Here is a 26,518-nt window from a genome sequence, read left to right as displayed (position 1 = left end):
GTTCAGCTGTCGCGCGCAATAACGAAGCGCGCCGCGGCGATCAAGTTGGCCGCTCCTTGTCCATACCCGGCCAGCGCCGCCTCGGCCTCATGAACCAACTCGGCAGCCCGCGTCCTGGCTCCGTCCAGCCCAAGAAGCGAGACAAAAGTGGCCTTGCCTGCCTCGGCATCCTTGCCGACGCGCTTGCCGGCCTTGGCCTCGTCCCCGGTCACATCAAGGATGTCGTCCGCGATCTGGAAAGCCAGCCCCAGCGCAGCGGCATAACGGCGCAACGGCGCGCGGTCAGCCTGCGCCAGCACCGCCCCTGCCTCGGCCGCGAACCCGATCAGCGCCCCGGTCTTGCCCGCCTGCAGCGCCGTGATCTCGTCCAGCGTCAACGACCGCCCGGCCGTCTCCGCCGCGATGTCCAGCGCCTGACCCAGGACCATTCCGTCGATCCCGGACGCCCGCGCAAGCCCCTGGACCAACTCCATCCGCACCTCGGCAGACCCCAGCGCCGGATCGCACAGCAATTCAAAGGCCAGCGTCTGCAAGGCATCCCCGGCCAGCACGGCTGTCGCCTCGTCCCATGTCTTGTGAACTGTCGGCTGCCCCCGCCGCAGGTCGTCGTCGTCCATGCAGGGCAGGTCATCGTGGACCAGGGAATAGGCATGAAGCGCCTCGATCGCCGCCGCCGCCGACACCGCCTGCGCCTCGGGCACCCCCAGCATCCGCGCGCTTTCCAATACCAGGAACCCGCGCAACCGCTTGCCCCCGCGCACCGCATAGCGCATCGCCCGCGTCACCGGCTGATCGGCACGGCCCTCAAGCGCAGCCAGAAGCCGGGCCTCACACAGCCCCGCATCCGCCGCCAACCGTTCGGGAAACGTCACATCCCCTCCGCCGGAGTCGTGCCCACCGCCCGGCCTTCCTGCGCCCGGATCAGCTCCACCTTCTCTTCGGCCTCGGCCAGCTTCTTCGCGCAATGTGCCTTCAGCGCCGCCCCGCGCTCATAAAGGGCAATCGACTGCTCCAGCGGAACCTCGCCCCGTTCCAGCGCGCCCACGACCTGCTCAAGGGCGGCCATCGCCTCCTCGAAACTCATCGCATCAACCGGCTTGTCGCTCATCGGCCCCGCTCCTCCAGCACACCCACATGCGCCGCGACAGAAGCCGCCAGCGCATCCAGATCATAGCCACCCTCCAGCGAGGACACCACCCGCCCTCCGGCAAAATCACACAGCCGTTCGGTCAGCCAGGCATAATCCTCCGGCTGCCATTCCAGCCCCGCCAGCGGATCATCGGCATGCGCATCGAACCCGGCCGAGATCAGCAGCAGCTCCGGCTCCCAGGCCTCCAGCGCCGGGAACACCAGCCGCTCGTACGCCTCCCGCATCGCCCGCCCGCCCGAGCCCTCACGCAACGGCACATTCAGCACCTGCCCCTGCGCGCCCCGTTCCTCCGGCCGCCCGGTCCCCGGATACAGCGGCATCTGGTGGGTGGAGGCGAACAGACACCGCCCCTCATCCCACAGCAAATCCTGTGTCCCGTTGCCGTGATGCACGTCGAAATCGACCACGGCGACACGCTTCAAGCCATGATGATCCAGCGCCCGCTTCGCCCCGATGGCCACAGTGCCGAACAGACAGAACCCCATCGCCGTCTCGCGTTCCGCATGGTGGCCAGGGGGGCGCCCCGCCACGAACGCGGTCCTGGCCTCGCCCGACACCACCGCGTCGACCGCTGCACGTATCCCCCCAACCGCCCGCATCGCGGCCTCAAACGACCCGGGAGAGAGAAACGTATCCCCATCCAGCTGCGCCCAGCCCTCCGACGGAACCGCCGCCTTCACCCGCGCCAGATATCCCGCCGGATGACAGCGCAGCACCTCCGCTTCATCCCCCAAGGGACAGGCCCGCCGCTCCACCTGCAGCCCGGCAAGCCCCCGCTCCACCGCCGCCAACCGCTCCACCCGCTCGGGATGCCCCGGCGGCGTCACATGGCCGCGAAAGGCCTCATGCGTGTAGACAAGCACCACCCAACCCTCATTTTCTGTCTGAAAATATCCCACGGGGGTCCGGGGGTGTGAAACCCCCGGCGGCCAGCCGAAAATCAATCCGGCTGCAGCATATACCCCTCGCCCCGCACCGTTTGCAGATAGCGCGGCACCTTCGGGTCGTCCTCGATCTTCCGCCGCAGCCGAGTGATCTGCACGTCCACCGCGCGCTCCTGCGCCGCATCCTCGCCGCCGGTCTCGCTGACCAGCTTTTCGCGACTGATCGCCACGCCCGGCGCCGCCGCGAAGACGCGCATCAGTTGCGCCTCGGTCGCCGTCAACCGGACCGGAGCCTCGCCGCGCCACATCTCGCCGCGATCCAGGTCATAGCGTACCGCGCCCAGATGGATGATCTGCCGCACCGGCTCTGCAGGTTTGACCACCGGCACCCGCCGCAGGATCGCGTTGATCCGCAGAAGCAACTCCTTCGGCTCGAACGGCTTGACCAGGTAATCGTCGGCCCCCGCCTCCAGCCCCTCGATCCGGTTCGCCGTTTCGCCCCGCGCGGTCAGGAGCAGGATCGGCGTTGCCATCCGCTTGCGCAGGTCGCGGGTCAGGCTGACGCCGTCCTCGCCTGGCATCATCACGTCCATCACGATCAGGTCGAACTCCAACCCGCCCAGGATCTTTCGCGCCTGCGCCGCATCGCGCGCGACCGAGACCAGAAAACCGTTGCGTATCAGGAACTTCTGCAAAAGCCCCCGGATGCGCTCGTCATCATCGACGATCAGAAGATGGGCGTCCGGGACCATCAGCCACCCTCCTTCAGGCGGTTGTACTGACGCCGCATTTCCGGGTCCATCATCGCCTCCAGCACCTGCCGGAAACCCGCCACCGCCTGCGGCCCCGCCGCCCGGTACGCCGCCCGCATCCGCGCCCGTTGCGCGTCCGACAATTCCCGTTCCAGCATCTGTCCCTTGTCCGTCAAATGCAGATGCCGTTCGCGCGCATCCACTTTGCCCTTTTCACTTCGAACAAGGCCATCCTCGATCAAGGTGCGCAACACACGATTCAACGACTGCTTTGTAACACCAAGAATTGACAGCAGGTTACTGACCGTCGTCCCCGGAGACCGATGGATGAAATGGATCGCCCGGTGATGCGCCCGGCCATAGTCCATCCCCTCCAGAATCCGATCCGGGTCAGCGGTAAAGCCGCGATAGGCGAAGAACATCGCCTCGATCCCCTTGCGCAACTGCTCGTCCGTCAGGAAAAGCAGGCTTTCGCCACCCGGTGTCTCGGCCATCGCCACCTCCAATTACACCCGGAATTTACGTCAGCCTTGTTGACTTTCCAAGACCGAACCCGTAATTCCAACCCGATTTGGCGCAAGAATCTGTCCGATGTGGACCTTTCAGGCGCAACATTCGCAAAGGCGGGAGGCCAAGATGGCGGGATACGACGATCGCGACGGGTTCATCTGGATGGATGGCAAGCTGGTGGAATGGCGTTCGGCGAACGTCCACATCCTGACCCATGCGCTGCACTATGCGTCGTCGGTCTTTGAAGGCGAACGCTGCTACAATGGCAAGATTTTCAAAAGCCACGAACATTCGCTGCGCCTGCTGGAATCCGGCCGCCTGCTGGATATGCCGATCCCCTATACCGCCGAACAGATCAGCGCGGCGAAGGAAGAGGTGCTGAAGGCCAACGGTCTGACCGACGCCTATGTCCGCGCCATCGCCTTCCGCGGCGCGGGGGACGAGATGGGTGTCGCCTCGCTGGGCAACCCGGTCCGTCTGGCCATCGCCTGCTGGTCCTGGGGCGCCTACTACGGCGACGCCAAGATGAAGGGCGCCAAGCTTGACATCGCCAAGTGGAAGCGCCCCTCGCCCGAAACCATCCCCACAGCCGCCAAGGCCGCCGGTCTGTACATGATCTGCACCATGTCCAAGCACGCGGCGATGGCCAAGGGCTGCTCGGATGCGCTTTTCTACGACTACCGCGGCTATGTGGCCGAGGCGACCGGCGCCAACATCTTCTTCGTCAAGGACGGCGAGGTCCACACCCCGAACCCCGACTGCATCCTGAACGGCATCACCCGGCAGACCGTGATCGGGATGCTGAAAGACATGCAGATCAAGGTCCACGAACGCTATATCATGCCGGAAGAGCTTGCGACCTTCGAACAGTGCTGGCTGACCGGCACCGCGGCCGAGGTCACTCCGGTCGGCCAGATCGGCGACTACATGTTCGAGGTGGGCGACCTGACCCGCCGTGTGGCGACCGAATACGAAAAGCTGGTCCGTTCCTAAGTCAGGACGACACCGACGCGGTGCCTGCGGGTGCCGCGTCGCGGTCTGCCGGATGACCAGCGGCGATCATCGACCTTAGCCCCTCTTCCAGACCCACCACAGGCTCCCAGCCCAGCAGCGTCTGGGCCCGGGTGATATCCGGGCAGCGACGGCGCGGATCGTTGACCGCCGGTGCGACCTCCACCACGGGCGAACGACTGCCGGTCAGCCGCAGGATCAGCTCGGCCACGTCGCGGATCGTCCGCTCATCCGGATTGCCCAGGTTCACCGGAATACCCCGCGCCGCGCCCGACAGCGCCAGTGCCATCAGTCCGCGCACCATGTCAGCGACGTGACAGAAGCTGCGGGTCTGCTGCCCCCCGCCTTCCAGCCGCAACGGGCGGCCGGCCAGCGCAGCGGCCACGAACGCCGGCAGGGCGCGACCGTCATCGGCGGCCATGCCCGGCCCATAGGTGTTGAACACCCGCGCCACGCGGATATCCAGGCCCCGGATCCGCGCCATGTCATACAGCAGCACCTCGGCCGCCCGCTTGCCTTCGTCATAGCAGGCGCGGGGGCCGGTCAGGGCCACGTTCCCAGGGTAATCCTCGGCCTGCGGATGCACCAACGGGTCGCCATACACCTCGCTGGTCGAGGTCTGGACGATCCGCGCCCCTGCCGCCAGGGCCAGATCCGCCAGCCGCAATGTCCCCAGGACCGAGGTTTTCCAGGTCTGCACCGGATCGGCCTGATAGGCCCGGGGCGAGGCCGGGCAGGCCAGATTGAATACCACCTCTGCCGGGATCGGCAGTCGGTCCAGCACCGCAATATCGGCCTGATGCAAGGGGGCAAGTCCCGTATCCCGGCCGGTCGACAGGTTGTCCACCACGACGACCCTTGCCCCCGCCACCAGCAGGGCCCGGGTCAAGTGGCGGCCGATGAAGCCTGCGCCCCCGGCCACCACCACGCGCTTGCCGTTCCAAGCGGTCACATCGTCACCTCGCCCTGTTTGGCGACGGTTTACCATCAACCGGCGGGACAGACGATTGGCAATCGCTCAGACGACCTCGGTCACAACGTCGATATTGCCCTTGGTGGCGTTGGAATATGGGCAGATGAAGTGGCCCCGCTCGGCGATCTTTTCAGCCACGGCGCGCTCGACCCCGGGAAGCGAGACCACCAGCTTGACCTTCAGACCGAACCCCCCGTCCGAGCGCGGGCCGATCCCGACATGGGCATTCACGGTGGCGTTGTCGGGAACCGTGCCCAGCTTCTCGCTGGTGGCCGCAAAGCGCATCGCGCCCAGATAGCAGGCAGCATAGCCCACGGCGAACAGTTCTTCCGGGTTGTGACCCAGGCCTGAGCCGCCCAGTTCCTTCGGGCTGGTCATGGTCACGGTCAGCTGGCCGTTCACCAGCCCCGACATACCATTGCGGCCGCCGCCGGTGGCCTTGGCTTCGGTCCAGTACTTTGCATCAACAGTCATCTATATCTCCATCCTGCGCGATTATATCGTATGCGATTTATCTAGACCGCCACACCCGTTCTGTCAACGCATTGCATTTCAATCGCGCGCGATGTATGGAAATCTATGTCTCTTGCACCGCCCGACATGCTCTGCTTCGCGCTGCATTCCGCGGCACACGCCGTCCACGCCGCGTATGCCCCGCTGCTGCAGCCCTTGGGACTGACCTACCCGCAATACCTTGTCCTGACCTCGCTTGCCGTGCGGGATGGGCAAAGCGTGTCCGACCTCGGCAACGAACTTCGGCTGGAGTCGAACACCCTGACCCCAATGCTCAAGCGGATGCAGGCCGAAGGCTGGGTCACGCGCACCCGCGACACGGTGGATGAACGCTTGGTGCGCCTTTCATTGACGGCCGAGGGCCACGCCCTCGCCGCACGCGCCACCGGTGTCCCGCGCGCCTTTGCCGAGCGCACGGGCCTTACCCTGGATCAGATCGCGGACCTGCGCGATGTCCTGGCTGTCCTGCGCGACCGGCTGAAACCGGCCCGTCCCTGATCAGACGCTCCGGCCCCGCGCGATCCGCAGGAACTGCACCACCCGCGCCGCACTCGACCCGTCCCGCGTGACGCGCCATGTTTCGCGTGGAGACCGGGACAGGCGCAGGAACTGCTTCACCCGGCTGCCCGAGCTGGGCTTGCGATGATCCGCCAGATGCTTTGCCATGGTTCTCTCTCCCTTTCGGTGAAGCGCGACCTTAACACGATTCGCCGTCCAACCCCACCCGGTCATCCTGCGGTTGCAAAAGCCTGCCCAGCGCCCAGCCCGCTGCCTCGGCCACGGTGGGATCGGCGTCCTGCAGGCGCGCCTGCGCCACCGGGATCAGCCCGGCGTTGCCCGAGTTTCCGATGGCATACAGCACATTGCGCACCATCCGGTCGCGCCCGATCCGCTTGATCGGCGACCCGGCAAAGCGTGCGCGAAACCCGGCGTCATCCAGTGCCGCCAGTTCTGCCAGCGCCGGCAGCCCGACCTTGGGCGCATAGCCGATCTCGCGCGCGGCGACGGCGAACTTGTTCCAGGGGCAGACCGCAAGGCAATCGTCGCAGCCATAGATCCGATTGCCCATCAGCCCGCGCAACTCTGGGTCCACAGGGCCCTTATGCTCGATGGTCAGATAGGAAATGCAGCGCCGCGCGTCCAGCTGGTAGGGCGCGGGAAAGGCCCGCGTCGGGCAGATGTCCAGACAGGCCGTGCAACTGCCACAATGACTGACCTCGGGCGCGTCCGACTCCAGCTCCAGCGTCGTGAAGATCGCGCCCAGGAACACCCAGTTGCCCAGGTCGCGGCCCAGAAGGTTGGTATGCTTGCCCTGCCACCCCAACCCCGCCGCCTGCGCCAGGGGCTTTTCCATGACCGGGGCGGTGTCCACAAAGACCTTGATCTCGCAACCGGCGACATCGACCATCCAGCGCCCCAGCCGCTTCAACCGCCGCTTCACCAGGTCGTGGTAATCCTTGCCCTGCGCATAGACCGATACCACCCCCCGGTCCCGCTGCTTCAACCCGGCCAAAGGGTCCACGGCCGGCGTATAGGCCTCGGCCAGCATCACCACCGACCGCGCTTCGGGCCACAGCGCCGCCGGGTTCCCGCGCCAGCCTTCGCGCTCGGCCATCCAGCCCATCTGCCCGTACCGCCCCGCGTCCAAAAACGCCCGCAGCCGCCCAGCCGCCTCGGGCACCGCATCCGGTCGGCAAACCCCCACCTTCACGAACCCCTCCTCCAGGGCGCGCGCGACAAGCTGCTCTTTCGTCAGCTCTTTCATCTTTGCACAAATATCCTGGGGGTCCGGGGGCAACGCCCCCGGCGGCATGCCTCAGAAATCCAGGTCGGCATAATGCGGCGCCGGCGGAAAGCCCGAGATCTGGTCGGCCAGCAAGGGCCGGAACGACGGGCGCGACTTGATCTTCGCGTACCAGTCCTTCAGCACCGCATGTCGGTTCCAGTCCACGTCGCTGATATAGTCCAGGCAGCTCAGATGCGCGGCGGCGGTAAAGTCGGCCAGCGTCATCACATCCCCGGCCAGCCAGCGCCGCTGGTCCAGAAGCCAGGCCATGTAATCCAGGTGATACTTGATCCGGGTCGAACCCTGCTTGACGTTCTTCGAATCCGGATAGCCCTGGCCCGTGACCTTCTTGTTGACCCGCTCGTACAGCAGCTTCGACGTCACCTCGTTGTGGAACTTGTCGTCGAACCAGGAGCACAGCCGCCGCACTTCATAGCGGCCTTCCGCATTGCGCGGCATCAGCGCGGGTTCCGGCGCGGTCTCCTCGATATACTCGCAGATTGCCTGGCTTTCGCTCATCACCCGTGTGCCCATCTTCAGGATCGGCACCTTGCCGGCCGGATTCCGGCGCAGAAAGTCGGGCGAGGGTTCCCAGTACCGCTCCTCGACCAGTTCCACCTCGATCTTCTTCTCGGCCAGCGTCAGCCGCACCTTGCGACAGAAGGGCGACAGCGGAACATGGTACAATCGGTTGGTGGGGCGGTTCATCGGGCGGACTCCGGTCACCCCAACTCATTGCCGCGCGAGGGGCGGGAATTCAATCCCTTGTGTCCCTCAGCCCTCGAAACAGGCGGATCGACCGTCGGCGGCAATGGTCTCGGCCCCGGAAATGATCGCCCGCGTCCGGCTGCGGACAAAGCTGGACGGCTCTGACGCGCTGCGGTTCTGCGGGTCGGGCAGGACGGCGGCCAGGCGCGCCGCCTGCAGCGCCGTCAGGTCGCGCGCGTCCACGCCGAAATGGTGCTGCGCGGCCGCCTGCACGCCAAAGACACCCTCGTCGAATTCGGCGACGTTCAGATAGACCTCCAGAATCCGCTCTTTCGACCAGACCAGCTCGACCACCGGGGTCAGGACCGCCTCCATCGCCTTGCGCAGGTAGCTTCGGCCGTGCCACAGGAACACATTCTTCACCACCTGCTGGCTGATGGTGCTGGCCCCGCGATTGCTGCCCTCTTCGATGGCCTGGCGGATCGCGGCCATGTCAAAGCCCCAGTGGTTGCAGAAATTCGCATCCTCGGCCGCCACGGCCGACCGGCCCATGACCGGGGCGATTTCCTCCCAGCTGACCCAATCCTTGTCGATGCTGCCCAGACGCCAGACCTCTCCCAACTGGTAGAAGTTGATCGGCGGGGGGACCACGGCAAAGGCAAGGACCAGAAACGCATACAGCGCCGCCACCCCCGCCAACCCCCGCAACACCCAGCCCGCCAGACGCCGCAAAAAGCGCGGCTTCGGTGGCGTTGCCTCCTGAACCTTCGCCTTGCGCTTGCGCGCCGCCGCTGGCTTGTCGGCCGGTTTCTCTGCGCCCTTGTCGGTCATGGAGGTGGTTAGACGTTGGCCGCGGCCCTCCGTCAAGCCCGGTTACCTGCGCCCGCCGCCAAGCTGGTCGTGCGGCTTGTGCAGCGGCGGGATCTTCTCAAGGAACTGCTTCAACTGCGCCTCGGCCTCATTCGACAGCGAGGTGTGGATCACCCGCCCCTTTTCCCGGAACGGCTCCAGCCGGTCATAGACCTTGTCCAGCGTGATCTTGCGGACCAGCATTCCAACCGCCGCGCCGCCCTTGTCCAGGCTGTGCCCGACATCGCGCAGAAAGTCGTCGTCGATCCCGAAATCGCGGAATTTGCCGATCAGCGCCCCGGCACCGGCCCCCACTGCCGCCCCGACGACCGGGTTCAGGAACAGAAGCCCGATCAGCGTGCCCCAGACGCCGCCGCCGATAGCTGCCCCCGTGGCCTTGTAGATCGACTGGGTCAGATGCACCCGCCCATCCTCGCCCCGCGTGACGACAACGACATCCTCCATCTCGATCAGATGCTGCTTCTGCAAGGCGACAAGGGCATCAGAGGCCGCAAGCGCCGTGGCTTCGTCGGGGAATGCGACAATGATCAGATCGGACATGGTTGCTCCGTGAAGAAGGCCGCCACTCCTTGGCGGCGGCCTTGCTTAGCATATCCAAAGCGGTTTGAGCAGCCACTTTCCTATTCGGCGGGGACTTTCGCCACTTCGTCCGACAGCGGATAGGGCAGCCGGCTGACCATCTCCTTCGGGCAGACCTGCAGGAAGTTCAGCCGCTCGCGGTCCCAGTTGCCAAGGATGCGCTCGGCGATGCGGCTGCCGGTTTCGTCCAGATGGCGCTGGATCAGGCCCTTAAGCTGCATCTCCCAGTGCGGATGCTCGACCGCGCAAGTCAGGATCGACTCCAGGTTCATGAAGTCCTCGGCCACGCCCTCCGGATCATAGACATAGGCCATTCCGCCCGTCATCCCCGCCCCGAAGTTCGCGCCGATCCGGCCCAGGATCACTGCAACGCCGCCGGTCATGTATTCACACCCGTTTGACCCGCAGCCTTCCACGACCACCGAAGCGCCCGAGTTCCGCACCGCGAACCGCTCCCCGGCCCGACCCGAGGCAAACAGGAACCCGTCGGTCGCCCCGTAAAGAACGGTGTTGCCGATGATCGTGTTCTCCTCGGCCTTCAGGGGTGAGGACATCAGCGGCCGCACCGTGATCGTGCCGCCCGACAGCCCCTTGCCGACATAGTCGTTGGCATCGCCCTGCACTTCCAGCTTCAGCCCCCGGACGCTGAACGCCCCCAGCGACTGCCCGCAGGACCCGGTCAGCTTCACCGTCAGATGGTCAGGCTGCAGCGCGTTCCGCATCCCGAACTTCTTGACGATATGGCTGGACGCCCGCGTCCCGATGGTCCGCAGCGTGTTCCGCACCGCGTAGGACAGCTGCATCTTCTCGCCATCCTCGAAGAACCGATGCCCGTCCTTGATGATCTCGGCGTCCAGCGTGTCCGGCACGGCGTTCCGAGGCTTCGTCCGGTCATAGGTGATCGCCCGCGCGCCATCGACGCTGATCAGCATCGGGTTCAGGTCGAGGTCGTCCAGATTGGCCGCACCGCGCGAAACCTGCGTCAGCAGATCGGCCCGCCCGATGATCTCGTCCATCGACCGCGCGCCGATCGACGCAAGGATCTCCCGCACTTCCTGCGCGTAGAAGGTGATCAGATTCACCACCTTGTCCGCCGATCCGGTGAACTTGGCCCGCAGCTTTTCGTCCTGGGTGCAGACGCCCACCGGGCAGGTGTTCGACTGGCACTGGCGCACCATGATGCAGCCCATCGCGATCAGCGCGGCGGTGCCGATGCCGTATTCCTCGGCCCCCATCATCGCCGCCATGACGATATCGCGGCCCGTCCGCAGGCCCCCGTCGGTGCGCAGCGTCACCCGCTCGCGCAGGTTGTTCATCGCCAGAACCTGATGCGCCTCGGTCAGGCCCATTTCCCATGGCAGGCCCGCGTACTTGATGCTGGTCGCCGGAGAAGCCCCCGTCCCGCCGTTGTGGCCCGAGATCAGGATCACGTCGGCCTTGGCCTTCGCCACGCCCGCCGCAATCGTCCCGACACCGCTGGACGACACGAGCTTCACCGTCACCTTGGCGCGCGGGTTGATCTGCTTCAGGTCATAGATCAGCTGCGCGAGGTCTTCGATGGAATAGATATCGTGGTGCGGCGGCGGGCTGATCAGCGTCACCCCCGGCGTCGAATGCCGCAGCCGAGCGATCAGCGCCGTGACCTTCATCCCCGGCAACTGCCCGCCCTCACCGGGCTTTGCGCCCTGGGCAACCTTGATCTCCAACTCTTCACAGGCGTTCAGATACTCCGCCGTCACGCCAAAGCGGCCCGACGCGACCTGCTTGATCTTGGCGGACGGGTTGTCCCCGTTCGGCTCCGGCACGAAGTGCGCCGGGTCCTCGCCGCCCTCACCCGAGTCCGACTTCGCCCCGATCCGGTTCATCGCCACGTTCAGCGTCTTGTGCGCCTCGGGGCTGAGAGCGCCCAGCGACATGCCCGGCGTCACGAAGCGCTTCCTGATCGAGGTGATCGACTCCACCTCCTCAATCGGCACCGGCTTGCCCAGCGTCTTGATGTCCAGCAGGTCCCGCAGATGGATCGGCGGGTTCGACCGCATTGCCGCCGAATACTGCTTCCACAGGTCATAGCTCGCCCGGTCACAGGCCGATTGCAGCATATGCATGGTCTGCGCTTCCCAGGCGTGCTTCTCGCCCGACCGCCGCGCCTTGTAGAAGCCGCCGATGGGCAGCACGTCCGCGCCGCCAAGCCAGCCGCGCTTGTGGACCTCTTCCAGCTTCTGCTCGACACCCGTCAGGCCGATGCCCGAGATGCGCGACTGCATCCCCGGGAAATACTCGGCCACCATGGCGCGGGACAGGCCCACAGCCTCAAAGTTCAGACCGCCGCGATAGCTGGAGATCACCGAGATCCCCATCTTCGACATGATCTTCAACAGACCCGCGTCGATGGCATCCCGATACCGCCGCATCGCATCGGTCAGCGTGCCGTCCAGCAGGCCGCGCTCGATCCGGTCGGCAATCGAATCCTGCGCCAGATACGGGTTCACCGTCGTCGCCCCACACCCGATCAGCACGGCAAAGTAATGCGGGTCGATGCATTCCGCCGACCGCACGTTGATCGAACAGAATGTCCGCAGCCCCTTGCGCGTCAGCCAGCTATGCACCGCCGAAGTGGCCAGGATCATCGGCATCCCGACCTTGTCCACGCCCTGATGCTCATCCGTCAGCACCAGTTGTCCGGCCCCCGACCGCACCGCATCCTCGGCTTCGGCCCGAATCCGCTCCAGCCCGACGCGCAGGTCGTCCAGCCCCTCGCCCACCGGGAAGGTGCAGTCGATAAACGCCACCTGATCGCCAAAGCGCTGCACCATCACGTCGAACTCGCGGTTCGCGATGAACGGGCTTTCCAGCACCAGGATTTCCGTCTGCGAGTTGTTCTCGTCCAGCACGTTCCGCAGGTTGCCGAAACGGGTCTTGAGCGACATGACGCGCCCCTCGCGAAGGCTGTCGATGGGCGGGTTCGTCACCTGGCTGAAGTTCTGGCGGAAGTAATGGCTTAGCGGCCGGTAGACCGACGACAGCACCGCCGGCGGCGTGTCATCGCCCATGCTGGCGACCATTTCCTTGCCGTCCTCGGCCATTGGGGCCAGGACCTGCTCCAACTCTTCAACCGTGAAGCCCGCCGCGATCTGGCGCTGGCGCAGGGCCGCCCCGGTAAAGGTCTGCGTTTCCGGCACGTCGCGCAGCAGGCTGTTCAGGTCCACGACCTTCTCGATCCACTCGCCATAGGGCTGCGCAGAGGCGAGTTTGTCTTTCATTTCAACGTCGTGGTACAGCTTGCCCTCGACCATATCGACGGCGATCATCTGCCCCGGCCCCAGCGCGCCCTTCTCGCGGACGGTGCTTTCGTCCACCGGAACCATCCCGGCCTCCGACCCCGCGATCAGCATCCCGTCGCCCGTTACCACATAGCGCATCGGCCGCAGACCGTTCCGGTCCAGGCCCCCGCAGACCCAACGCCCGTCAGTCATCGCCAGGGCGGCCGGGCCATCCCACGGCTCGATGACCGAGTTGCAATAGGAATACATATCCGCCCAGGCCTTGGGCATGTTCACCGTCTGCTTCGACCAGGCCTCTGGCACCAGCATCGTCTTGGCCATCGGGGCCGACCGCCCCGACCGCACCAGCACCTCGAACACCGCGTCCAGCGCGCCACTGTCCGACGTGCCCCCCGGAATGATCGGCTTGATGTCCTCCGCCGCCTCGCCAAAGTTGTTCGAGGCCATGCGGATTTCGTGGGACTTCATCCAGTTGACGTTGCCCTTCAGCGTGTTGATCTCGCCGTTGTGCGCGAGCATCCGGAAGGGCTGCGCCAGCCACCACTGCGGGAAGGTGTTCGTGCTGTACCGCTGGTGATAGATCGCGAAGGCGGATTCAAACCGCTCGTCCATCAGGTCGGGGTAGAAGGTCGCCACCTGCTCGGCCAGCATCATGCCCTTGTAGATGATCGACCGGCAGGACAGGCTGCACAGATACATCCCCTGGATGCCCGCAGCCGTCGCCGCCTTCTCGATCCGCCGCCGGATGATGTACAGCTCGCGCTCGAACTGCTCCTGGTCGATGTCCTTCTCGCAGCGGATCAGGATCTGCTCGATCTCGGGCCGGGTCGCGTTGGCCTTGTCGCCCAGGACCGAGACATCCACCGGCACATGCCGCCAGCCATAGATGTAATGGCCCATCCGCAGGACCTCGGTCTCGACGATGGTCCGGCAGCGTTCCTGAGCGCCAAAGTCCGTCCGCGGCAAAAACACCTGGCCCACCGCGATCAGCTTGGCGACATCCGGCTCGTGCCCCGTCCGGCGCACCTGGTCGTAGAAGAACTTGACCGGGATCTGCACATGGATGCCCGCGCCGTCGCCCGTCTTGCCATCGGCATCGACCGCGCCCCGGTGCCAGACCGCCTTCAGCGCATTGATGCCGTTCTCCACGACCTTCCGCGACGGCTTGCCGCTGATCGACACGACCAGCCCCACGCCGCAGGACGAATGCTCATCCTCGGTCTTGTACAGCCCGTTCGCGTCCAGCCAGGCGCGCTTTTCCTCTTCGGCCTTCACCCAGGCGGCGTCGTAGTTTGTCATGGCTTGCCCCTTATTCACTGGCCAGAAGCGGGAACTTTTCCACGCACTGCGCTCGCGTCAAAACTTGCCGATCCGTCGCCGCAAAGGCGAAGCTGTCGGGCTTGTGGTCGATATAGATCTCATTCGTCATGGTCAGCCCGTTCGCATCGTCGAACAGGCCCACCGGCAGCTCCACGTTCCCTGCATAGGGCCCATCCACCGTCACCCGGAACCAGATGGCCGAGCCGCACTCGGCGCACCACGCCCGCTCACCCCAGGCCGAGGATTGGCGGCGCGCAATATGCTCCGCCCCCGTCCACGCCACGTTCCCCTCGGGAACGGTGATGCCCAGCAGGGCAGAGCCGGTCCACTTCCGGCACATCGGGCAATGGCAAACGCCAAAATTCGTCCCCGTCAGCCGCGCCGTGAAGCGAACCGCGCCGCACAGGCATCCGCCTTCCCGCTCAAGGCTCATGGCTGACCCTCACCACCGGAACCGAGGCGGTCAGCGCGTCGCAGTCAAAGATCGGCTGGGTTGCAAGAAACCCGTCCTCGCCCGGAAACACGAACTGCACCGGAGAGCCGTCGATCGGCAGCCACTGTCCATCGCCCAGATCGGTCTCGCCCGGCCCAGCAAAGAACAGCCGCCATTCGGGGTGGACATATTCATTGCCGCGCGACCGCCGCAGGACATTGCCCGCCAGGTCGTATTCCGAGAAATCGACCTCGGTCTGACTCAACGTGATTCCGTCGATGGTGACGCTTTGCCCCGTCAGCCGGTCATAGCCCTCGGCGCGCGAGCCGCTGCCGTCTTCCTTCGACAGGCTGAAGCTCCAGGTATCCACCCCTTGCGCGATCAATTCGGACAGGCTGGCTGGATCGGCGGGGTTCGGGTCCAGCAGTTGCATCACCGGATCGTAACTTTCGACCCACTGCCCCTCGGCATCGATCTTCGAAAAGAAGTACGGCCCTTCCTGATCCAGATCGACGCGCCATTGCTCGCCGGGGCGGTCCGCCGCGCAGCGATAGTAATGCGAGACACGGCAGGCCTTGGCCTGCACGGTCATGAACGCTTCGCAGCCGGCGGGTGCCTCCCAGGTGCCGGCCAGCACGGGGGCGGCCGGGGCGATCAGGCAGGCAAGGATCAGGAACTTCCGCATCGCCGTTTCACCAATGAAGTCAGGTCACATGTCCTGACGTTTAATTTTTGCCGCACCCTGCGCGCGTCTGCATGGAGGGCATACGCAGTGTAGACGGGCCGTAGCCTACTCTGCCGCCACGGCCCCGCTCTGTGCCAGATACCCAAGGATCGCCTCGGCGGCCTCGCGTCCGTCGCGGATCGCCCAGACGACCAGGCTTGCGCCCCGCACGATATCTCCGGCCGCATAGACGCCCGGCAGGCTGGTCTCATGCGTGCGGAAATCGGCCTTGATCGTGCCCCAGCGGGTCACCTTCAACTCCGGCACACCCCACAGCGTCGGCAGATCCTCGGGTTCAAACCCCAGCGCCTGGATCACCAGATCGGCGGGTTCGACATAGTCGGCGCCTTCGATGATCTCGGGCGTCTGGCGGCCGGTCGCGTCGGGCGCACCAAGGCGCATCTTCTGCACCATCACGCCCTCAACCTCGGTCCCGCCGGTAAAGCCCTTGGGGGCAGAAAGCCACACGAATTCAACGCCTTCTTCCTCGGCATTCTGCACTTCGCGCTGCGATCCCGGCATGTTCGCCCGGTCACGGCGATACAGGCACTTGACCGACAACGCGCCCTGACGGATCGCCGTCCGCACGCAGTCCATCGCCGTGTCGCCGCCGCCGATCACCACGACGCGCTTGCCGGCTGCGTTCAACTCTCCGCTCTCATATTCGGGCACGTCGTCGCCAAAGCCCTTGCGGTTCGACACCGTCAGGTAGTCCAGCGCCTTCACGATGCCCCGCGCCCCAACGCCCGGGGCTTCTATATCCCGCGCCTTGTAGACGCCCGTCGCGATCAGCACCGCATCATGCTGGCCCCGGATCGCGTCAAAGGTGATGTCCTCGCCCACGTTGCAGTTCAGGACAAAGTTCACGCCCCCATCCGCAAGCTGGGCGTTGCGGCGTTCCACCACGTCCTTCTCCAGCTTGAAGCCGGGGATGCCATAGGTCATCAGCCCGCCCGAGCGGTCGTAGCGGTCATAGATCGTGACCTGCACGCCCTGCCGCCGCAGCATGTCCGCCGCCGCAAGGCCCCCCGGCCCCGCGCCGATGATGCCCACGGATTCCGCCCGTTCCGCATGGGGACGGATCGGCTTGACCCAGCCTTCTTCCCAGGCGGTGTCGGTGATGTACTTCTCGACTGACCCGATGGTCACCGTGCCATGCCCCGACTGCTCGATCACGCAGTTGCCTTCGCAAAGGCGATCCTGCGGGCAGATGCGGCCGCAGATCTCCGGGAAGGTGTTGGTGGCCTGGCTGATCTCGTAGGCCTCTTGCAGACGGCCCTCGGCGGTCAGCTTCAGCCAGTCCGGGATGTTGTTGTGCAGGGGGCAATGCGACTGGCAATAGGGCACGCCGCACTGGGAGCAGCGGCTGGCCTGTTCGGCGGCCTTGCGGTCGGCGTACTCCCGGTAAATCTCGTTGAAATCCTGGGCGCGCGAGGATGCGTCACGTTTTTCAGGCATCTCTTTGCCGACAGTGACGAATTTCAGCATCTTCTGCGTGGCCACGGCTGCGCCTCCCAACGGATTCTTTCGGGAGCGATGTGGTACAGCGGATCAGACGATAATAAAAGTCAGTATGCTTGACCTATTTGCAGGTTTTTTTATGGGTGAGACAGGATTGCTGCCGCTTTTGCCCACTAATAGGTCAGCATGACTTCCCTACCTGGTCAAGATCCCAACAAAAGTACAGACAAAGCTACTGACCCCACGATGATTCGCCACCAGCCAAACAGCGCATAGCCGTTGCGGCTGATGTAGTTCAGCACCCAGCGCACCACCAGGATCGCGGTCAGGAAGGCCACACCGAAGCCCACCGCAATCTCCCACACCGCGCCGAAGTCCAGTTCGTTGCGGGTCTTGAACAAGTCATACGCCACCGCTGCACCCATGGTCGGAAGGGACAGAAGAAACGAGAATTCCGCCGCCGCCCGTTTCTCGACCCCCATCATCAGGGCCCCCACGATGGTCGCGCCAGAGCGGCTGACCCCCGGCACCATGGCCAGGCACTGAACGACCCCGATGGCCAGGGATTTGCCGAACGGCAGCGCCAGCGCGTCGTGGTGGACGGGCGGGGGCGCGATGCGGTCGATCACCAGCAGCACAAAGCCGCCCAGGATCAGCATTATGGCAATAAGCTCGGGGCTTTCGAACAGGACGGTCTTGATGAAATCATGCGCCAGCACCCCCACTACCACAGCAGGCAGGAAAGCCAGCAGGACCGACAGGATCGCCCGCCGCGCCGCATCCTCATGCCGGGCCCGCAGCAAAAGCCGCAGCACCAGCGTCGCGTAGACCGAGGTCAGCGCCAGAATCGCGCCCAGCTGGATCACGACCTCAAAGGTTTTCCCTTTGCTTTCAAAGCCCAGGAAATGCCCGGCCAGCAGCAGGTGCCCGGTCGAGGAGACGGGCAGAAATTCGGTCAGTCCTTCCAGAAAGCCCAGAAGGGCGGCGATGATGGTCTGGTTTTCCATGTCCTACCTGTCACGCAGCCGATCGGCGCGCACCGATCCGTCGGGCTGCACTAGGCCGCGCATCTCGGCCTCGTCACCGACCCCTGGCCGGTCGTCCACGCGGGTCTTGGCATCGACCGTGAACCGCGCGCCGTCAATCTCGGTGTCGTCGGTCAGGATGCCGCGCAGCCGCACCGAAGCGCCCACCGGGATCGGTGCCGCGACCCCCTCGGCATTTGGCGCACCCTGGGCGATCCAGTCCCGGATCAGGCGGATATCCTCGTCCGGCAGCCAGGGCGGGCCATCGAACGGCATGCGGGGATCGGCCAGACCCGCCACCCGACGCCAGACCTCGGACATCTCGGGGTTGCCCGGCAGGACGGCAAGCCACTCTCCCCCGGTCAGGATGTTTTCAAGCGTATCCAGACGCAGCCCCTCGGGCGGGGCACCAAGCTTGGAGTTGTCCGAGTGGCACTTGACGCAGGCCTTCAGGAAGATGGGCTGGACGTCGCTGAACAACACCGGCTCACCCGGCGCGGGGCGACGGCGTTCGGCCACCGGGGTCGTCGCGGCGGTACCAGCGGGCATCCCGGCCGTGACCCAGGCCTCGACCATGGCGATCTGGTCGGGGTCCAGGAAGGGCGGGCCGTCCAGGGGCATCTGCGGCTCGGCCTCGCCACGCAGCCGCTGCAACAGCGGGCTGGCCATGTCGCCCGCAGCCACCACCGGCCCATTTTCGCTGCCGGCAAGCACGCCATCCAGGCTGTCCAGCCGCAGGCCAAGCGGAGCATCCTCGCCCGAGTGGCACATCACACAACGGTCGACGAACAGCGCGCCGATCTGGTCAAAGTCCTGAGCCGCCCCCGGCCCGGCCAGACAGGCCAGAGCAAGGGCCAGGCCACGCATCAGACCTTCTTCAGGTTCTTGGCCGAATCCTTGATCGCTGCGTACTGGCCCGACGGGCGATAGCGCCACAGATACTCGGGCAGGACGGCCTCCATCGCCGTGGGCGTGATCCCCAGGTCGGCAAAGCCCTTGGCACCCGCCGCGACCACGTTGTCGCGGCGCAGGTTCCGCACCTGGTCGCGGGTGATCATCTTGTTCTCGATCAGGCCCAGGGTGACCGCCTGCACCGCATCGAAGGCAAAGCCCATGATGTTGGCCACGAAGAACGGCACGTTCACCACCGCCCGACGGCGTTGGATCACCTTGAGCATCCGCCCCATCAGGCCGCGGAACGTATCCACCTCGGGCCCGCCAAGTTCGTAAACGCCGGGGGCCGCTTGACCCAGAACGCCCTTGACCGCCGCCGCGGCCACATCATCGACATGGACCGGCTGGAACCGCGTGTCGGCGCCAACCACAGGCAGGATGGGGCCCATTCGCGTCATGCCGGCGAAACGGTTGAAGAAGCCGTCCTCGGTCCCGAAGATGATCGAGGGGCGCAGGATTACCGCCTGCGGGAAAGCCGCCAGAACGGCGGCCTCGCCTTCGGCCTTGCTGCGGGCATAGTCGCTGTCGGACTGCGCATCCGCCCCGATGGCCGAAAGGTGGACCATGGTCGCCACCCCTTCCGCCGCCGCGATCCGGGCAATCCGGCCGGCGCCCTCGGCTTGCACCGAGTCAAAGGTGTTGCGGCCCGAGCGGTTCAGGATGCCGACGCAGTTCACCACCGCATCCGCACCCCGGATGACCGCGCGCACGCTGGCATCGTCGCGGATGTTGCAGGCCACCGGCTCGACCTGGCCGACGACGCCGTAGGGACGGACGAACAGCGCCTCGTTCGGGCGGCGCACGGCCACGCGGACGCGCCAACCCTCTTTCGCCATGCGGCGCGCGATGTACCGGCCGACAAAGCCCGACCCGCCGAAGATGGTGACCAGCTTGCTCATATGCGCACCCCTGCGAAAGCGCCGAAAAGGCACCGGAAACGTGCCGGATCAATACCCCCCGCGCCGGGGCCGGGCAAGGCAAAACCTAAGGCAAGAAATTTGCTGCGCGGGCCGTTGACTCTCCCAAACGGGGCCGTTACATCGCCCATCAGTGCCCAGATGGCGGAATTGGTAGACGCACTGGTTTCAGGTACCAGCGCTGCAAGGCGTGGAGGTTCGAGTCCTCTTCTGGGCACCACTACCTCAAGGCCGCGCTCCCGCAAGGGGCGCGGCCTTCGGTTTTTCCGGGCCTATACAGCGCGTTCTGTTTCGGGTAGTTGCCCCGCACGGTCGAGATTCCGCGACTGTGGGCGAGGAGGCCCACACCAGGGGGACAGGGGCCGTTTGGCTTACATGGGCGCATGGCTTCGCCCCCCTTTGGAAAGACATCCATGACGATTGAGAACGTGGCCTCGCCGCTGGCGCAGGCTTTGGCCGACAAGGGCTATGAGACGCTGACATCCGTTCAGGACGCGGTCCTGGCGGAAGGTGTCGCCGGGCGCGACATGCTGGTCTCGGCGCAGACCGGGTCGGGCAAGACCGTGGCCTTCGGTCTGGCCATCGCGCCGGAAATCCTGAACGGCCAGGACGTGCTGCTTTACGCAGACCACCCGCTGGCCCTTGTCATCGCGCCCACGCGCGAACTTGCCCTTCAGGTCGCACGCGAGTTGGAATGGCTGTATGCCGGGGCGGGCGCCAAGATTGCCACCTGTGTTGGCGGCATGGACTACCGCACCGAAAAGCGCGCGCTGGAGCGGGGGGCGCATATCGTCGTCGGTACTCCCGGCCGTCTGCGCGACCATATCGAACGCCGCAGTCTTGACCTGTCCGGCCTGAAAGCGGCCGTGCTGGATGAAGCGGACGAGATGCTGGACCTGGGCTTTGCCGAGGATCTGGAATTCATCCTGGCCGCCGCCCCGCCGGAGCGCCGGACCCTGATGTTCTCGGCCACCGTGCCGAAGGAAATCGAAAAGCTGGCGGGTGAGTTCCAGAAGGACGCCCTGCGCATCCAGGCCCAGGGTGAGGCCAAGCAGCATGTCGACATCGAGTATCACGCGCTAAGCGTGGCGGTACGCGACCGGGAGCATGCGATCTTCAACGTGCTGCGCTATTACGATGCGCGCACGGCCATCGTCTTTTGCAAGACGCGGGTAAACGTGAACCATCTGCTGGCGCGCATGGGCAACCGCGGCTTTCAGGTCGTGGCGCTTTCGGGAGAGCTTTCGCAGCAAGAGAGGACACACGCGCTTCAGGCGTTGCGCGATGGCCGGGCCCGGGTCTGCATCGCCACCGACGTGGCGGCGCGGGGCATCGACCTGCCGGGGCTGGAGCTGGTGATCCATGCCGACTTGCCGTCCAATTCGGAAACCCTGTTGCACCGCTCGGGCCGCACCGGACGGGCCGGCAAGAAGGGGGTGTCCGCGCTGATCGTCGCCCCCGCCGAGTTCAAGAAGGCGCAGCGCCTCCTGGCCGGGGCCAAGGTGACGGCGGAATGGGGCGCACCTCCGGGTGCCGATGACGTGCAGGCCAAGGACGACCTTCGCATCCTGGAGCATCCGGCCCTGACCGCGCCCGTTGGCGACGAGGCCGTGCTTGCGGGCGAGCTTCTGGAACAGTTCGGCGCCGAATCGCTGGCGGCCGCCTTCGTGCGGCTGTGGCGTGAGGGCCGTTCGGCCCCCGAGGTCCTGTCCACCGATGCCCCGATCCCCACCCCATCCGCCCCGCGTGAGCGTGGCGAGTTCGGGCCGTCGGTCTGGTTCCGCATTGGCGTCGGCCGGGCTGGCCGGGCCGAGGCGCGCTGGCTGCTGCCCAAGATTTGCGACGCGGGCAGCATCGGCAAGGACAGCATCGGCGCGATCCGCGTGCGCGAGGATGAAACCTTCGTCCAGATCGCCGAGGCGGTGGCGGACCGGTTCCGCGGTCCGACCGACCTGGACAAGGGCCTGATGATGGAACGGATCGAGGGCGAACCCGACCTGGAGCGCCCGCGCTTTGACAAGCCGCGGTTCGAGCGTCCGGCCCGGCCCGAGCGCGCCGAACGCCCGGCACGCGCCGAAAAACCTGCCTATACCCCGAAGCCGCCCCGCGTGGTCGAGGATGGCGAGGCCGAGGCCCCTCGCGCCGAATACGCGCCGAAGCCAAAGGCCAAGTACGACGACCGCCCCCGCACCACCCCATCCGAGGCGCGGCCCGAGCGGAAGTCCGAATGGAAGGACGACCGCCCGGCCCGCAAGCCCCATGAGGCCCGCACGCCCCGTCCGGAAGGCGGGTCCGACGATCAGTCGCGCAAACCGCGCTGGTCGCCCGATCAGAAATCGGCCCCACGCTCCACCGGGTTCAAAAGCCATGGCGGTTCGGCCGACCGTCCGGCCCGCGCCGAAGGCTACAAAAGCCACGCGGCCGAGGGCGGATACAAGCGGCGCGACGACGGGTTCAAGCCGCGCACGGAAGGCTACAAACCCCGCGAGCGGTCGGAAGGCACCGGCGAGCAGCCGGCGCGCAAGCCCTATGCTGGAAAGTCCGAGGGCTACAAGCCGCGGGCAGAGGGCTACAAACCCCGGACCGAGGGTTACAAACCGCGCGAGGACGGCGAGCGGCCGGCCCGCAAGCCCTATGCCCCGAAGGGCGAAGGCTTCCGCCCGCGTGAGGATGGCGATCGTCCGAAAAAGACCTACGCCTCCAAGGGCGACGAGGCCCGGCCTTTCGTGAAGCGCGAGGGCGCAAAGCCCGGCGGGTTCAAAAGCGCCGCGCCGGGTGGGAAGAAGCCCTTTGACAAACCGCGCGCCGAAAAGCCGCGCACCGATGCGCGCGATACGTCGAAACGCTTTGTCCCGCCGAAAGGGCCGAAGCGATGATCTGACGGGGGCCCTGCGGGGCCCCTACATCTGGGGGGCCTGCAACCGGCCCAAAGCCTCGGCATGGGGGCCAGGGGGCAGGGCCAGAACGCCTTCTGCCAACGCCGAGGGCGTGTTGAACCGCAGCGCGGCCCCCACACGGTCCGTCACCACGGCCCCGGCCTTGGCGGCAATCAGACTGCCGGCCGCGATGTCCCATTCCCAGGCGTCACGCAGGGTCAGCATCCCGTCGAACCGCCCCTCGGCCGCCAGGCACAGCCGATAGGCCAGCGAGGCGCGAAAGTGGCGCTGCACCTCGGGCACACCGCCCGGCCATTTCTCGGGTGCCAGGTTGACCTTGGTCGTCAGGATGTCGGCCCCCTCCAGCCTTTCGCGGCGGCTGGCAGCGATGGCCTGCCCATCCCGCAGCGGCGCAGAAGAATCAGAGGCGACATAGATCCGGTCCAGCGCGGGCAGGAACACCACTCCGGCAGTCACCTGCCCCCGATGGGCCACGGCCAGCGAATGGGCAAAGGTCTCTTCCCCAGCGATGAAGGCGCGGGTGCCGTCGATCGGGTCGATGATGAAAACATGGTCACAGGCCAGCCGGGCGGGATCGTCAGGCGTTTCCTCGGACAGCCAGCCATAGTCGGGGCGCGCATCCAGCAGGCGCTGCTTCAGCATGTCGTTCACGGCAAGGTCGGCCTCGGACACGGGGCCATGCTCACCGCCCTTGTCCCAGACCTTTGGCTCGCGCCGCCAGTAGCGCAAAGCGATGCGCCCCGCCTCGCGCGCGGCTTCGGTCAGCAGGGCAAGATCACGCGCCGGCAAGTGTCATCCCGTCGATCAGGATCGAGGGCACGCGGGTCGACAGATGCGACCGGGCGTCGTTGGCCGGAACGATCCGCAGCAACATGTCCTTCAGATTGCCCGCAATGGTGCATTCGTGGACGGGATAGGCCAGTTCGCCATTCTCGACCCAGAATCCGGCCGCCCCGCGCGAATAGTCCCCCGTCGTCGGGTTGATGGTCGACCCGATCATCGAGGTGATCAGCAGCCCCGTGCCCATGTCGCGGATCAGGTCGTCACGGCTGCGCGGACCTTGCGTGAGGTCGATGTTCGAGGTGGAGGGCGAGGGCGGCGCGCTGGTGCCACGAAAGGCATTGGCGGTCGACGGCATGCCCAGCTTGCGCCCGGTCGCCAGGTCCAGCACCCAGCCGGTCAGCACACCATCCACCACAATCTCGCGGCGGCGGGTTGCCAGTCCTTCGCCATCGAAGGGACGCGAACTGCCAATCCGGGGGCGATGCGGGTCCTCGGTCAGCGCGATCCCGGCCGGCAGCACCTGCTTGCCCAGCAGGTCGCGCGCCCAGCTGGAGCCACGCGCGATGGAAGAGCCGTTGATCGCCGACAGAAGGTGCCCGACCAGCGACGCCGCAACGCGTTCGTCATACACCACGGGGAAGGTTCCGGTCCGTGGCTTGACCGACCCGACCCGGTGCAAGGCACGCTCGGCGACAAGGCGACCGATGTCCACGGCCGACGGCATGTCCGAGGCATAGACCCGCCCCTCGCCCGCATAGTCGCGCTGCATCTCGGTGCCCTGCCCGGTGAAGGCCACGGCCGACAGAGAGGTCGAGGTCCGGCCATAGCCGCCGGAAAACCCGTTCGTGGCCGCCAGATGCAGTTGACGCCGGCTGTAGGCGGCTTGGGCTTCGACCTGTGTGATCCCGGCCGCCTCCAGTGCCGCCGCCTCGACCGCGCGGGCGGCGCTGTCCAATTGTGCCGCACCCGGTTCCTCGGCAGGATCAGCCAGGTCCAGCGCCGCAACGTCCCAGCCATGGGCGATTTGATCGGGTTCGGCCAACCCGGCCGTCGGATCTTCGGGCGCCTCGCGGGCCATGGCTACGGCCCGTTCCGCAAGCGCGGTGATCGTCGCCGTCGACGTGTCCGAGGCAGAGACGCAGGCCTGCCGCCGCCCCATCAGCACGCGCAGCCCGATCTCGACCTGTTCCGAGCGTTCGGCCTGTTCCAGCGCGCCCTTGCGGATTTCGATAGAAACCGCCGTCCCGGATACCGCCAGTGCATCGGCGGCCTCGGCCCCCGCCTTGCGGGCGGCATCCAGAAGCGCCGAGGTCAGGTCGGAAAGATGGGGGGTCATGGGTCAGTCCCGCATTGTGTCGGGCTGAGGTAGTCCGGCGCGGCCCCGGGTGCAACCCTTGGGCCGCGCCAGCGCCGTCACTGCAGCTGCTGCCCGTTGGCGAAGATGCCGCCATCCCGGAACTCGATCGCCGAGGTCACCTCGTCCGGCGCAGCGCCGGGACGGGTGAACAAGCCCAGCATCATGCGGAAGCCCATGGCCTCTTCGGCCGGCAGCAAACCCAGCGCGATCAGGTTGTCGATCAGCTTGTTCACGCCCTGGATTGTGACATCGATCTTGCCGGACGGTTCGGGCACCCCACCAAAGGTGTCAAGGTTGCTGTTGTCGAAGGTCAGCCCGCCGGTCGCCGAGACTGCTGCCCCCGCAGCCTTCACCAGGATTTCCGAGATGTCGAGCGAGCGAACCTCGCCCGGGGTCTCGATCTGGTCCAGATCGACGGCGGGGTCCATGATGTCCTGGTACCACAGACCAGTGCCCTTGATATCAAAGACAAAGCTGGCGGGATCCCGCGACAGCAAGGTGCCGGGGTCGATAAGTCCCCAGATATCCTCGGACACGGTGAAGTCGATCATGCGGGTCGAGAACGAAAAATCCTGCGGCTCTTCAGATTTCGAGGCCGGCATCATCATGCCGAAGCCAAGTTCGGACAGGCCGACGCTTACCTCGGGGAAGGGAATCTCGGGACCCGAGACGGTCATCGCAAGGCCGGTCAGGCTGGTGCCATAGTCGACCTTGGTCTTGTCCAAAGCCAGGTTGAACCCGCCGCCGGTTGCCGTGGCGCTGGCCTTGACCGGACCTGCGGGATCGGTCGCGTCCAGTGCAACGGACATTGCGCCAAAGGTGAAGCTGCTGTCGGTGACAAAGCCACTGTTCAGCGCGGTGGCCATGTTGGCCATGATCTCGGCGCCCAGGAAATTGCCCTTGGTCGCGCCAGACAGGTCAGCGATGGACAGCGTCAGCGTGCCGCTTCCAGCCCCTTCGGAGTCCTCGCCCGCCACGTTCAGCGCCATGCTGGCTGCTGTAAAACTGGTGTCGAGCTGCGTTTCTTCGCCCTGCCGGACCACCAGGTACTTGGCCGCCAGATCGCTCAGCGTCATTTCGGCCTGGGTGTCCAGGACCTGGCCGTCCTCGCCGGTGATCTCGTCCAGGGTCACCGTGGTCGTGGGGGCAATGAAGTCATAGCTGGTTTCGGTCGCGCTACCGCCTGCCGTGATCACCAGACCGGGCTGGCTGACGGTCAGCTTGATCGAGGAGGGGCCGTCCTCGCCCTCGGGGAAGGCCAGCGCCATCGGATAGCTGTCGGACATGGTGACTGCGACCGTCCCGTCGCCATTGTCCTTGAAGGCAAGCTGGTCGATGCTGACCGAGGCACTGCCGCCCAGATCGTCGGTGTGGGTCACGACCAGCCCCATCACCTCCAGCGTGTCGCCGTTGCGGGCGGTGCCGCCCACAACCAGCTCTTGCCCGGCCGAGGTGACAAGGGCCTGCCAGCTGTCCCAGACCTCTTCTGGGGTAACTGCCCAAGTGGCAGAAGCACTAAAGACAAGGGCAAGGGCCGAACTGCAAGCCAAGGTCCGCGTCATGGCAAAGTCTTTCCGGTTGAAGTTGATGTCACATCCTTTCTATCACCTGCAAAGGCGTCAAGGGAAAC

At 66.0% G+C, this 26,518-nt stretch carries 25 protein-coding genes and 1 tRNA gene; 4 read left to right on the top strand and 22 right to left on the bottom strand.

Translation table 11 applies throughout. The annotated features are described in order from the left end of the window. Positions 1-2: 2 nt before the first annotated feature. The 5 genes from CXR42_RS10710 to CXR42_RS10690 form a co-directional block, all read right to left on the bottom strand. The gene (locus CXR42_RS10710) at positions 3-872 is read right to left on the bottom strand and encodes a polyprenyl synthetase family protein (RefSeq protein WP_245875416.1); all 870 of its coding nucleotides are present in this window, start codon (positions 870-872) and stop codon (positions 3-5) included. Next, positions 869-1,108: an exodeoxyribonuclease VII small subunit gene (locus CXR42_RS10705; RefSeq protein WP_103257525.1), complete on the bottom strand. Its 240-nt coding sequence runs from the start codon at positions 1,106-1,108 to the stop codon at positions 869-871. The genes CXR42_RS10710 and CXR42_RS10705 overlap by 4 nt, the downstream gene beginning before the upstream one ends. Next, complete coding sequence (locus tag CXR42_RS10700) at positions 1,105-2,016, bottom strand: histone deacetylase family protein (RefSeq protein ID WP_103257753.1); 912 nt, start codon at positions 2,014-2,016, stop codon at positions 1,105-1,107. Before CXR42_RS10700 ends, CXR42_RS10705 begins: the two co-directional genes overlap by 4 nt. Before the next feature lie 74 nt (positions 2,017-2,090). Continuing rightward, complete coding sequence (locus tag CXR42_RS10695) at positions 2,091-2,789, bottom strand: response regulator (protein WP_103257524.1); 699 nt, start codon at positions 2,787-2,789, stop codon at positions 2,091-2,093. Continuing rightward, positions 2,786-3,280: a MarR family winged helix-turn-helix transcriptional regulator gene (locus CXR42_RS10690; RefSeq protein WP_103257523.1), complete on the bottom strand. Its 495-nt coding sequence runs from the start codon at positions 3,278-3,280 to the stop codon at positions 2,786-2,788. Before CXR42_RS10690 ends, CXR42_RS10695 begins: the two co-directional genes overlap by 4 nt. Positions 3,281-3,422: 142 nt before the next feature. On the opposite strand from CXR42_RS10690, the gene CXR42_RS10685 reads away from it, so the two are divergent. Beyond that, positions 3,423-4,289: a branched-chain amino acid aminotransferase gene (locus tag CXR42_RS10685; RefSeq protein ID WP_103257752.1), complete on the top strand. Its 867-nt coding sequence runs from the start codon at positions 3,423-3,425 to the stop codon at positions 4,287-4,289. Position 4,290: 1 nt separating this feature from the next. Here CXR42_RS10685 and CXR42_RS10680 read toward each other — a convergent pair whose 3' ends face one another. Further along, positions 4,291-5,259 (bottom strand): NAD-dependent epimerase/dehydratase family protein, encoded by a 969-nt coding sequence (locus tag CXR42_RS10680; protein WP_219727945.1) that lies wholly within the window; start codon positions 5,257-5,259, stop codon positions 4,291-4,293. 66 nt (positions 5,260-5,325) lie between these two features. Then, positions 5,326-5,754, bottom strand: coding sequence for an organic hydroperoxide resistance protein (locus tag CXR42_RS10675; protein ID WP_103257521.1), 429 nt, complete (start codon positions 5,752-5,754; stop codon positions 5,326-5,328). A gap of 105 nt (positions 5,755-5,859) precedes the next feature. Here CXR42_RS10675 and CXR42_RS10670 point away from each other — a divergent pair, with 105 nt between their 5' ends. Next, positions 5,860-6,291, top strand: a complete 432-nt coding sequence (locus CXR42_RS10670; protein WP_103257520.1) for a MarR family winged helix-turn-helix transcriptional regulator — start codon at positions 5,860-5,862, stop codon at positions 6,289-6,291. On the opposite strand, the gene CXR42_RS19525 is transcribed toward CXR42_RS10670, so the two are convergent. The 12 genes from CXR42_RS19525 to CXR42_RS10615 form a co-directional block, all read right to left on the bottom strand. After that, on the bottom strand, positions 6,292-6,459 hold the full coding sequence (locus CXR42_RS19525) for a hypothetical protein (RefSeq protein WP_180996030.1): 168 nt from the start codon (positions 6,457-6,459) through the stop codon (positions 6,292-6,294). It abuts the gene before it with no gap. A gap of 31 nt (positions 6,460-6,490) precedes the next feature. Further along, the gene (gene queG, locus CXR42_RS10665) at positions 6,491-7,558 is read right to left on the bottom strand and encodes a tRNA epoxyqueuosine(34) reductase QueG (protein WP_103257519.1); all 1,068 of its coding nucleotides are present in this window, start codon (positions 7,556-7,558) and stop codon (positions 6,491-6,493) included. Positions 7,559-7,609: 51 nt separating this feature from the next. Further along, on the bottom strand, positions 7,610-8,287 hold the full coding sequence (gene fzlA / locus CXR42_RS10660; RefSeq protein WP_103257518.1) for an FtsZ-binding protein FzlA: 678 nt from the start codon (positions 8,285-8,287) through the stop codon (positions 7,610-7,612). A 66-nt stretch (positions 8,288-8,353) separates the two neighbouring features. Next, positions 8,354-9,118 (bottom strand): monofunctional biosynthetic peptidoglycan transglycosylase, encoded by a 765-nt coding sequence (gene mtgA / locus CXR42_RS10655; protein ID WP_103257517.1) that lies wholly within the window; start codon positions 9,116-9,118, stop codon positions 8,354-8,356. Positions 9,119-9,160: 42 nt separating this feature from the next. Further along, a complete protein-coding gene (locus CXR42_RS10650) occupies positions 9,161-9,697 on the bottom strand; it encodes a DUF1269 domain-containing protein (RefSeq protein ID WP_103257516.1) in 537 nt (178 codons plus the stop codon). A gap of 80 nt (positions 9,698-9,777) precedes the next feature. Then, positions 9,778-14,316 carry a glutamate synthase large subunit gene (gltB, locus tag CXR42_RS10645; protein WP_103257515.1) on the bottom strand — a complete coding sequence of 1,513 codons (4,539 nt, stop codon included), beginning with the start codon at positions 14,314-14,316 and terminating at the stop codon, positions 9,778-9,780. A 10-nt stretch (positions 14,317-14,326) separates the two neighbouring features. Next, positions 14,327-14,770, bottom strand: coding sequence for a GFA family protein (locus CXR42_RS10640; RefSeq protein WP_245875415.1), 444 nt, complete (start codon positions 14,768-14,770; stop codon positions 14,327-14,329). Continuing rightward, entirely contained in the window at positions 14,760-15,455 is a 696-nt protein-coding gene (locus CXR42_RS10635; RefSeq protein ID WP_103257514.1) for a hypothetical protein, read from the bottom strand. The genes CXR42_RS10640 and CXR42_RS10635 overlap by 11 nt, the downstream gene beginning before the upstream one ends. Before the next feature lie 105 nt (positions 15,456-15,560). Beyond that, positions 15,561-16,997 carry an NAD(P)-dependent oxidoreductase gene (locus tag CXR42_RS10630; protein ID WP_103257513.1) on the bottom strand — a complete coding sequence of 479 codons (1,437 nt, stop codon included), beginning with the start codon at positions 16,995-16,997 and terminating at the stop codon, positions 15,561-15,563. A gap of 161 nt (positions 16,998-17,158) precedes the next feature. After that, complete coding sequence (locus tag CXR42_RS10625) at positions 17,159-17,962, bottom strand: undecaprenyl-diphosphate phosphatase (RefSeq protein ID WP_103257512.1); 804 nt, start codon at positions 17,960-17,962, stop codon at positions 17,159-17,161. A 3-nt stretch (positions 17,963-17,965) separates the two neighbouring features. Beyond that, positions 17,966-18,847, bottom strand: coding sequence for a c-type cytochrome domain-containing protein (locus tag CXR42_RS10620; protein ID WP_103257511.1), 882 nt, complete (start codon positions 18,845-18,847; stop codon positions 17,966-17,968). Beyond that, on the bottom strand, positions 18,847-19,833 hold the full coding sequence (locus tag CXR42_RS10615) for a complex I NDUFA9 subunit family protein (RefSeq protein WP_103257510.1): 987 nt from the start codon (positions 19,831-19,833) through the stop codon (positions 18,847-18,849). Before CXR42_RS10615 ends, CXR42_RS10620 begins: the two co-directional genes overlap by 1 nt. Before the next feature lie 153 nt (positions 19,834-19,986). Between CXR42_RS10615 and CXR42_RS10610 the strand changes: the two genes are divergently transcribed. Beyond that, positions 19,987-20,071 (top strand) — tRNA-Leu (locus tag CXR42_RS10610). Positions 20,072-20,264: 193 nt separating this feature from the next. Next, positions 20,265-22,727, top strand: coding sequence for a DEAD/DEAH box helicase (locus CXR42_RS10605; protein ID WP_103257509.1), 2,463 nt, complete (start codon positions 20,265-20,267; stop codon positions 22,725-22,727). Positions 22,728-22,751: 24 nt separating this feature from the next. Here CXR42_RS10605 and CXR42_RS10600 read toward each other — a convergent pair whose 3' ends face one another. The 3 genes from CXR42_RS10600 to CXR42_RS10590 all read right to left on the bottom strand — a co-directional run bounded on the left by CXR42_RS10600 (position 22,752) and on the right by CXR42_RS10590 (position 26,450). Beyond that, positions 22,752-23,537, bottom strand: a complete 786-nt coding sequence (locus CXR42_RS10600; protein WP_103257508.1) for a 3'(2'),5'-bisphosphate nucleotidase CysQ — start codon at positions 23,535-23,537, stop codon at positions 22,752-22,754. Beyond that, the gene (locus CXR42_RS10595) at positions 23,524-24,867 is read right to left on the bottom strand and encodes a TldD/PmbA family protein (protein ID WP_103257507.1); all 1,344 of its coding nucleotides are present in this window, start codon (positions 24,865-24,867) and stop codon (positions 23,524-23,526) included. The genes CXR42_RS10600 and CXR42_RS10595 overlap by 14 nt, the downstream gene beginning before the upstream one ends. Before the next feature lie 77 nt (positions 24,868-24,944). Further along, the gene (locus CXR42_RS10590) at positions 24,945-26,450 is read right to left on the bottom strand and encodes a DUF2125 domain-containing protein (RefSeq protein ID WP_103257506.1); all 1,506 of its coding nucleotides are present in this window, start codon (positions 26,448-26,450) and stop codon (positions 24,945-24,947) included. Between the last annotated feature and the right edge of the window lie 68 nt (positions 26,451-26,518).

It is taken from the genome of Tabrizicola aquatica, assembly GCF_002900975.1.
GTDB classification, from domain to species: domain Bacteria; phylum Pseudomonadota; class Alphaproteobacteria; order Rhodobacterales; family Rhodobacteraceae; genus Tabrizicola; species Tabrizicola aquatica.
This window is presented reverse-complemented; position numbering and strand designations above follow the sequence as displayed.

Excerpts from the sequence above, each read along its gene's own strand:
- CXR42_RS10705 (WP_103257525.1), bottom strand. The coding sequence starts at position 1,108 with ATGAGCGACAAGCCGGTTGATGCGATGAGTTTCGAGGAGGCGATGGCC.
- CXR42_RS10690 (WP_103257523.1), bottom strand. The coding sequence starts at position 3,280 with ATGGCCGAGACACCGGGTGGCGAAAGCCTGCTTTTCCTGACGGACGAG.
- CXR42_RS10685 (WP_103257752.1), top strand. The coding sequence starts at position 3,423 with ATGGCGGGATACGACGATCGCGACGGGTTCATCTGGATGGATGGCAAG.
- CXR42_RS10675 (WP_103257521.1), bottom strand. The coding sequence starts at position 5,754 with ATGACTGTTGATGCAAAGTACTGGACCGAAGCCAAGGCCACCGGCGGC.
- CXR42_RS10670 (WP_103257520.1), top strand. The coding sequence starts at position 5,860 with ATGTCTCTTGCACCGCCCGACATGCTCTGCTTCGCGCTGCATTCCGCG.
- CXR42_RS19525 (WP_180996030.1), bottom strand. The coding sequence starts at position 6,459 with ATGGCAAAGCATCTGGCGGATCATCGCAAGCCCAGCTCGGGCAGCCGG.
- queG (WP_103257519.1), bottom strand. The coding sequence starts at position 7,558 with ATGAAAGAGCTGACGAAAGAGCAGCTTGTCGCGCGCGCCCTGGAGGAG.
- fzlA (WP_103257518.1), bottom strand. The coding sequence starts at position 8,287 with ATGAACCGCCCCACCAACCGATTGTACCATGTTCCGCTGTCGCCCTTC.
- mtgA (WP_103257517.1), bottom strand. The coding sequence starts at position 9,118 with ATGACCGACAAGGGCGCAGAGAAACCGGCCGACAAGCCAGCGGCGGCG.
- CXR42_RS10650 (WP_103257516.1), bottom strand. The coding sequence starts at position 9,697 with ATGTCCGATCTGATCATTGTCGCATTCCCCGACGAAGCCACGGCGCTT.
- gltB (WP_103257515.1), bottom strand. The coding sequence starts at position 14,316 with ATGACAAACTACGACGCCGCCTGGGTGAAGGCCGAAGAGGAAAAGCGC.
- CXR42_RS10640 (WP_245875415.1), bottom strand. The coding sequence starts at position 14,770 with ATGAGCCTTGAGCGGGAAGGCGGATGCCTGTGCGGCGCGGTTCGCTTC.
- CXR42_RS10635 (WP_103257514.1), bottom strand. The coding sequence starts at position 15,455 with ATGCGGAAGTTCCTGATCCTTGCCTGCCTGATCGCCCCGGCCGCCCCC.
- CXR42_RS10625 (WP_103257512.1), bottom strand. The coding sequence starts at position 17,962 with ATGGAAAACCAGACCATCATCGCCGCCCTTCTGGGCTTTCTGGAAGGA.
- CXR42_RS10620 (WP_103257511.1), bottom strand. The coding sequence starts at position 18,847 with ATGCGTGGCCTGGCCCTTGCTCTGGCCTGTCTGGCCGGGCCGGGGGCG.
- CXR42_RS10615 (WP_103257510.1), bottom strand. The coding sequence starts at position 19,833 with ATGAGCAAGCTGGTCACCATCTTCGGCGGGTCGGGCTTTGTCGGCCGG.
- CXR42_RS10605 (WP_103257509.1), top strand. The coding sequence starts at position 20,265 with ATGACGATTGAGAACGTGGCCTCGCCGCTGGCGCAGGCTTTGGCCGAC.
- CXR42_RS10595 (WP_103257507.1), bottom strand. The coding sequence starts at position 24,867 with ATGACCCCCCATCTTTCCGACCTGACCTCGGCGCTTCTGGATGCCGCC.
- CXR42_RS10590 (WP_103257506.1), bottom strand. The coding sequence starts at position 26,450 with ATGACGCGGACCTTGGCTTGCAGTTCGGCCCTTGCCCTTGTCTTTAGT.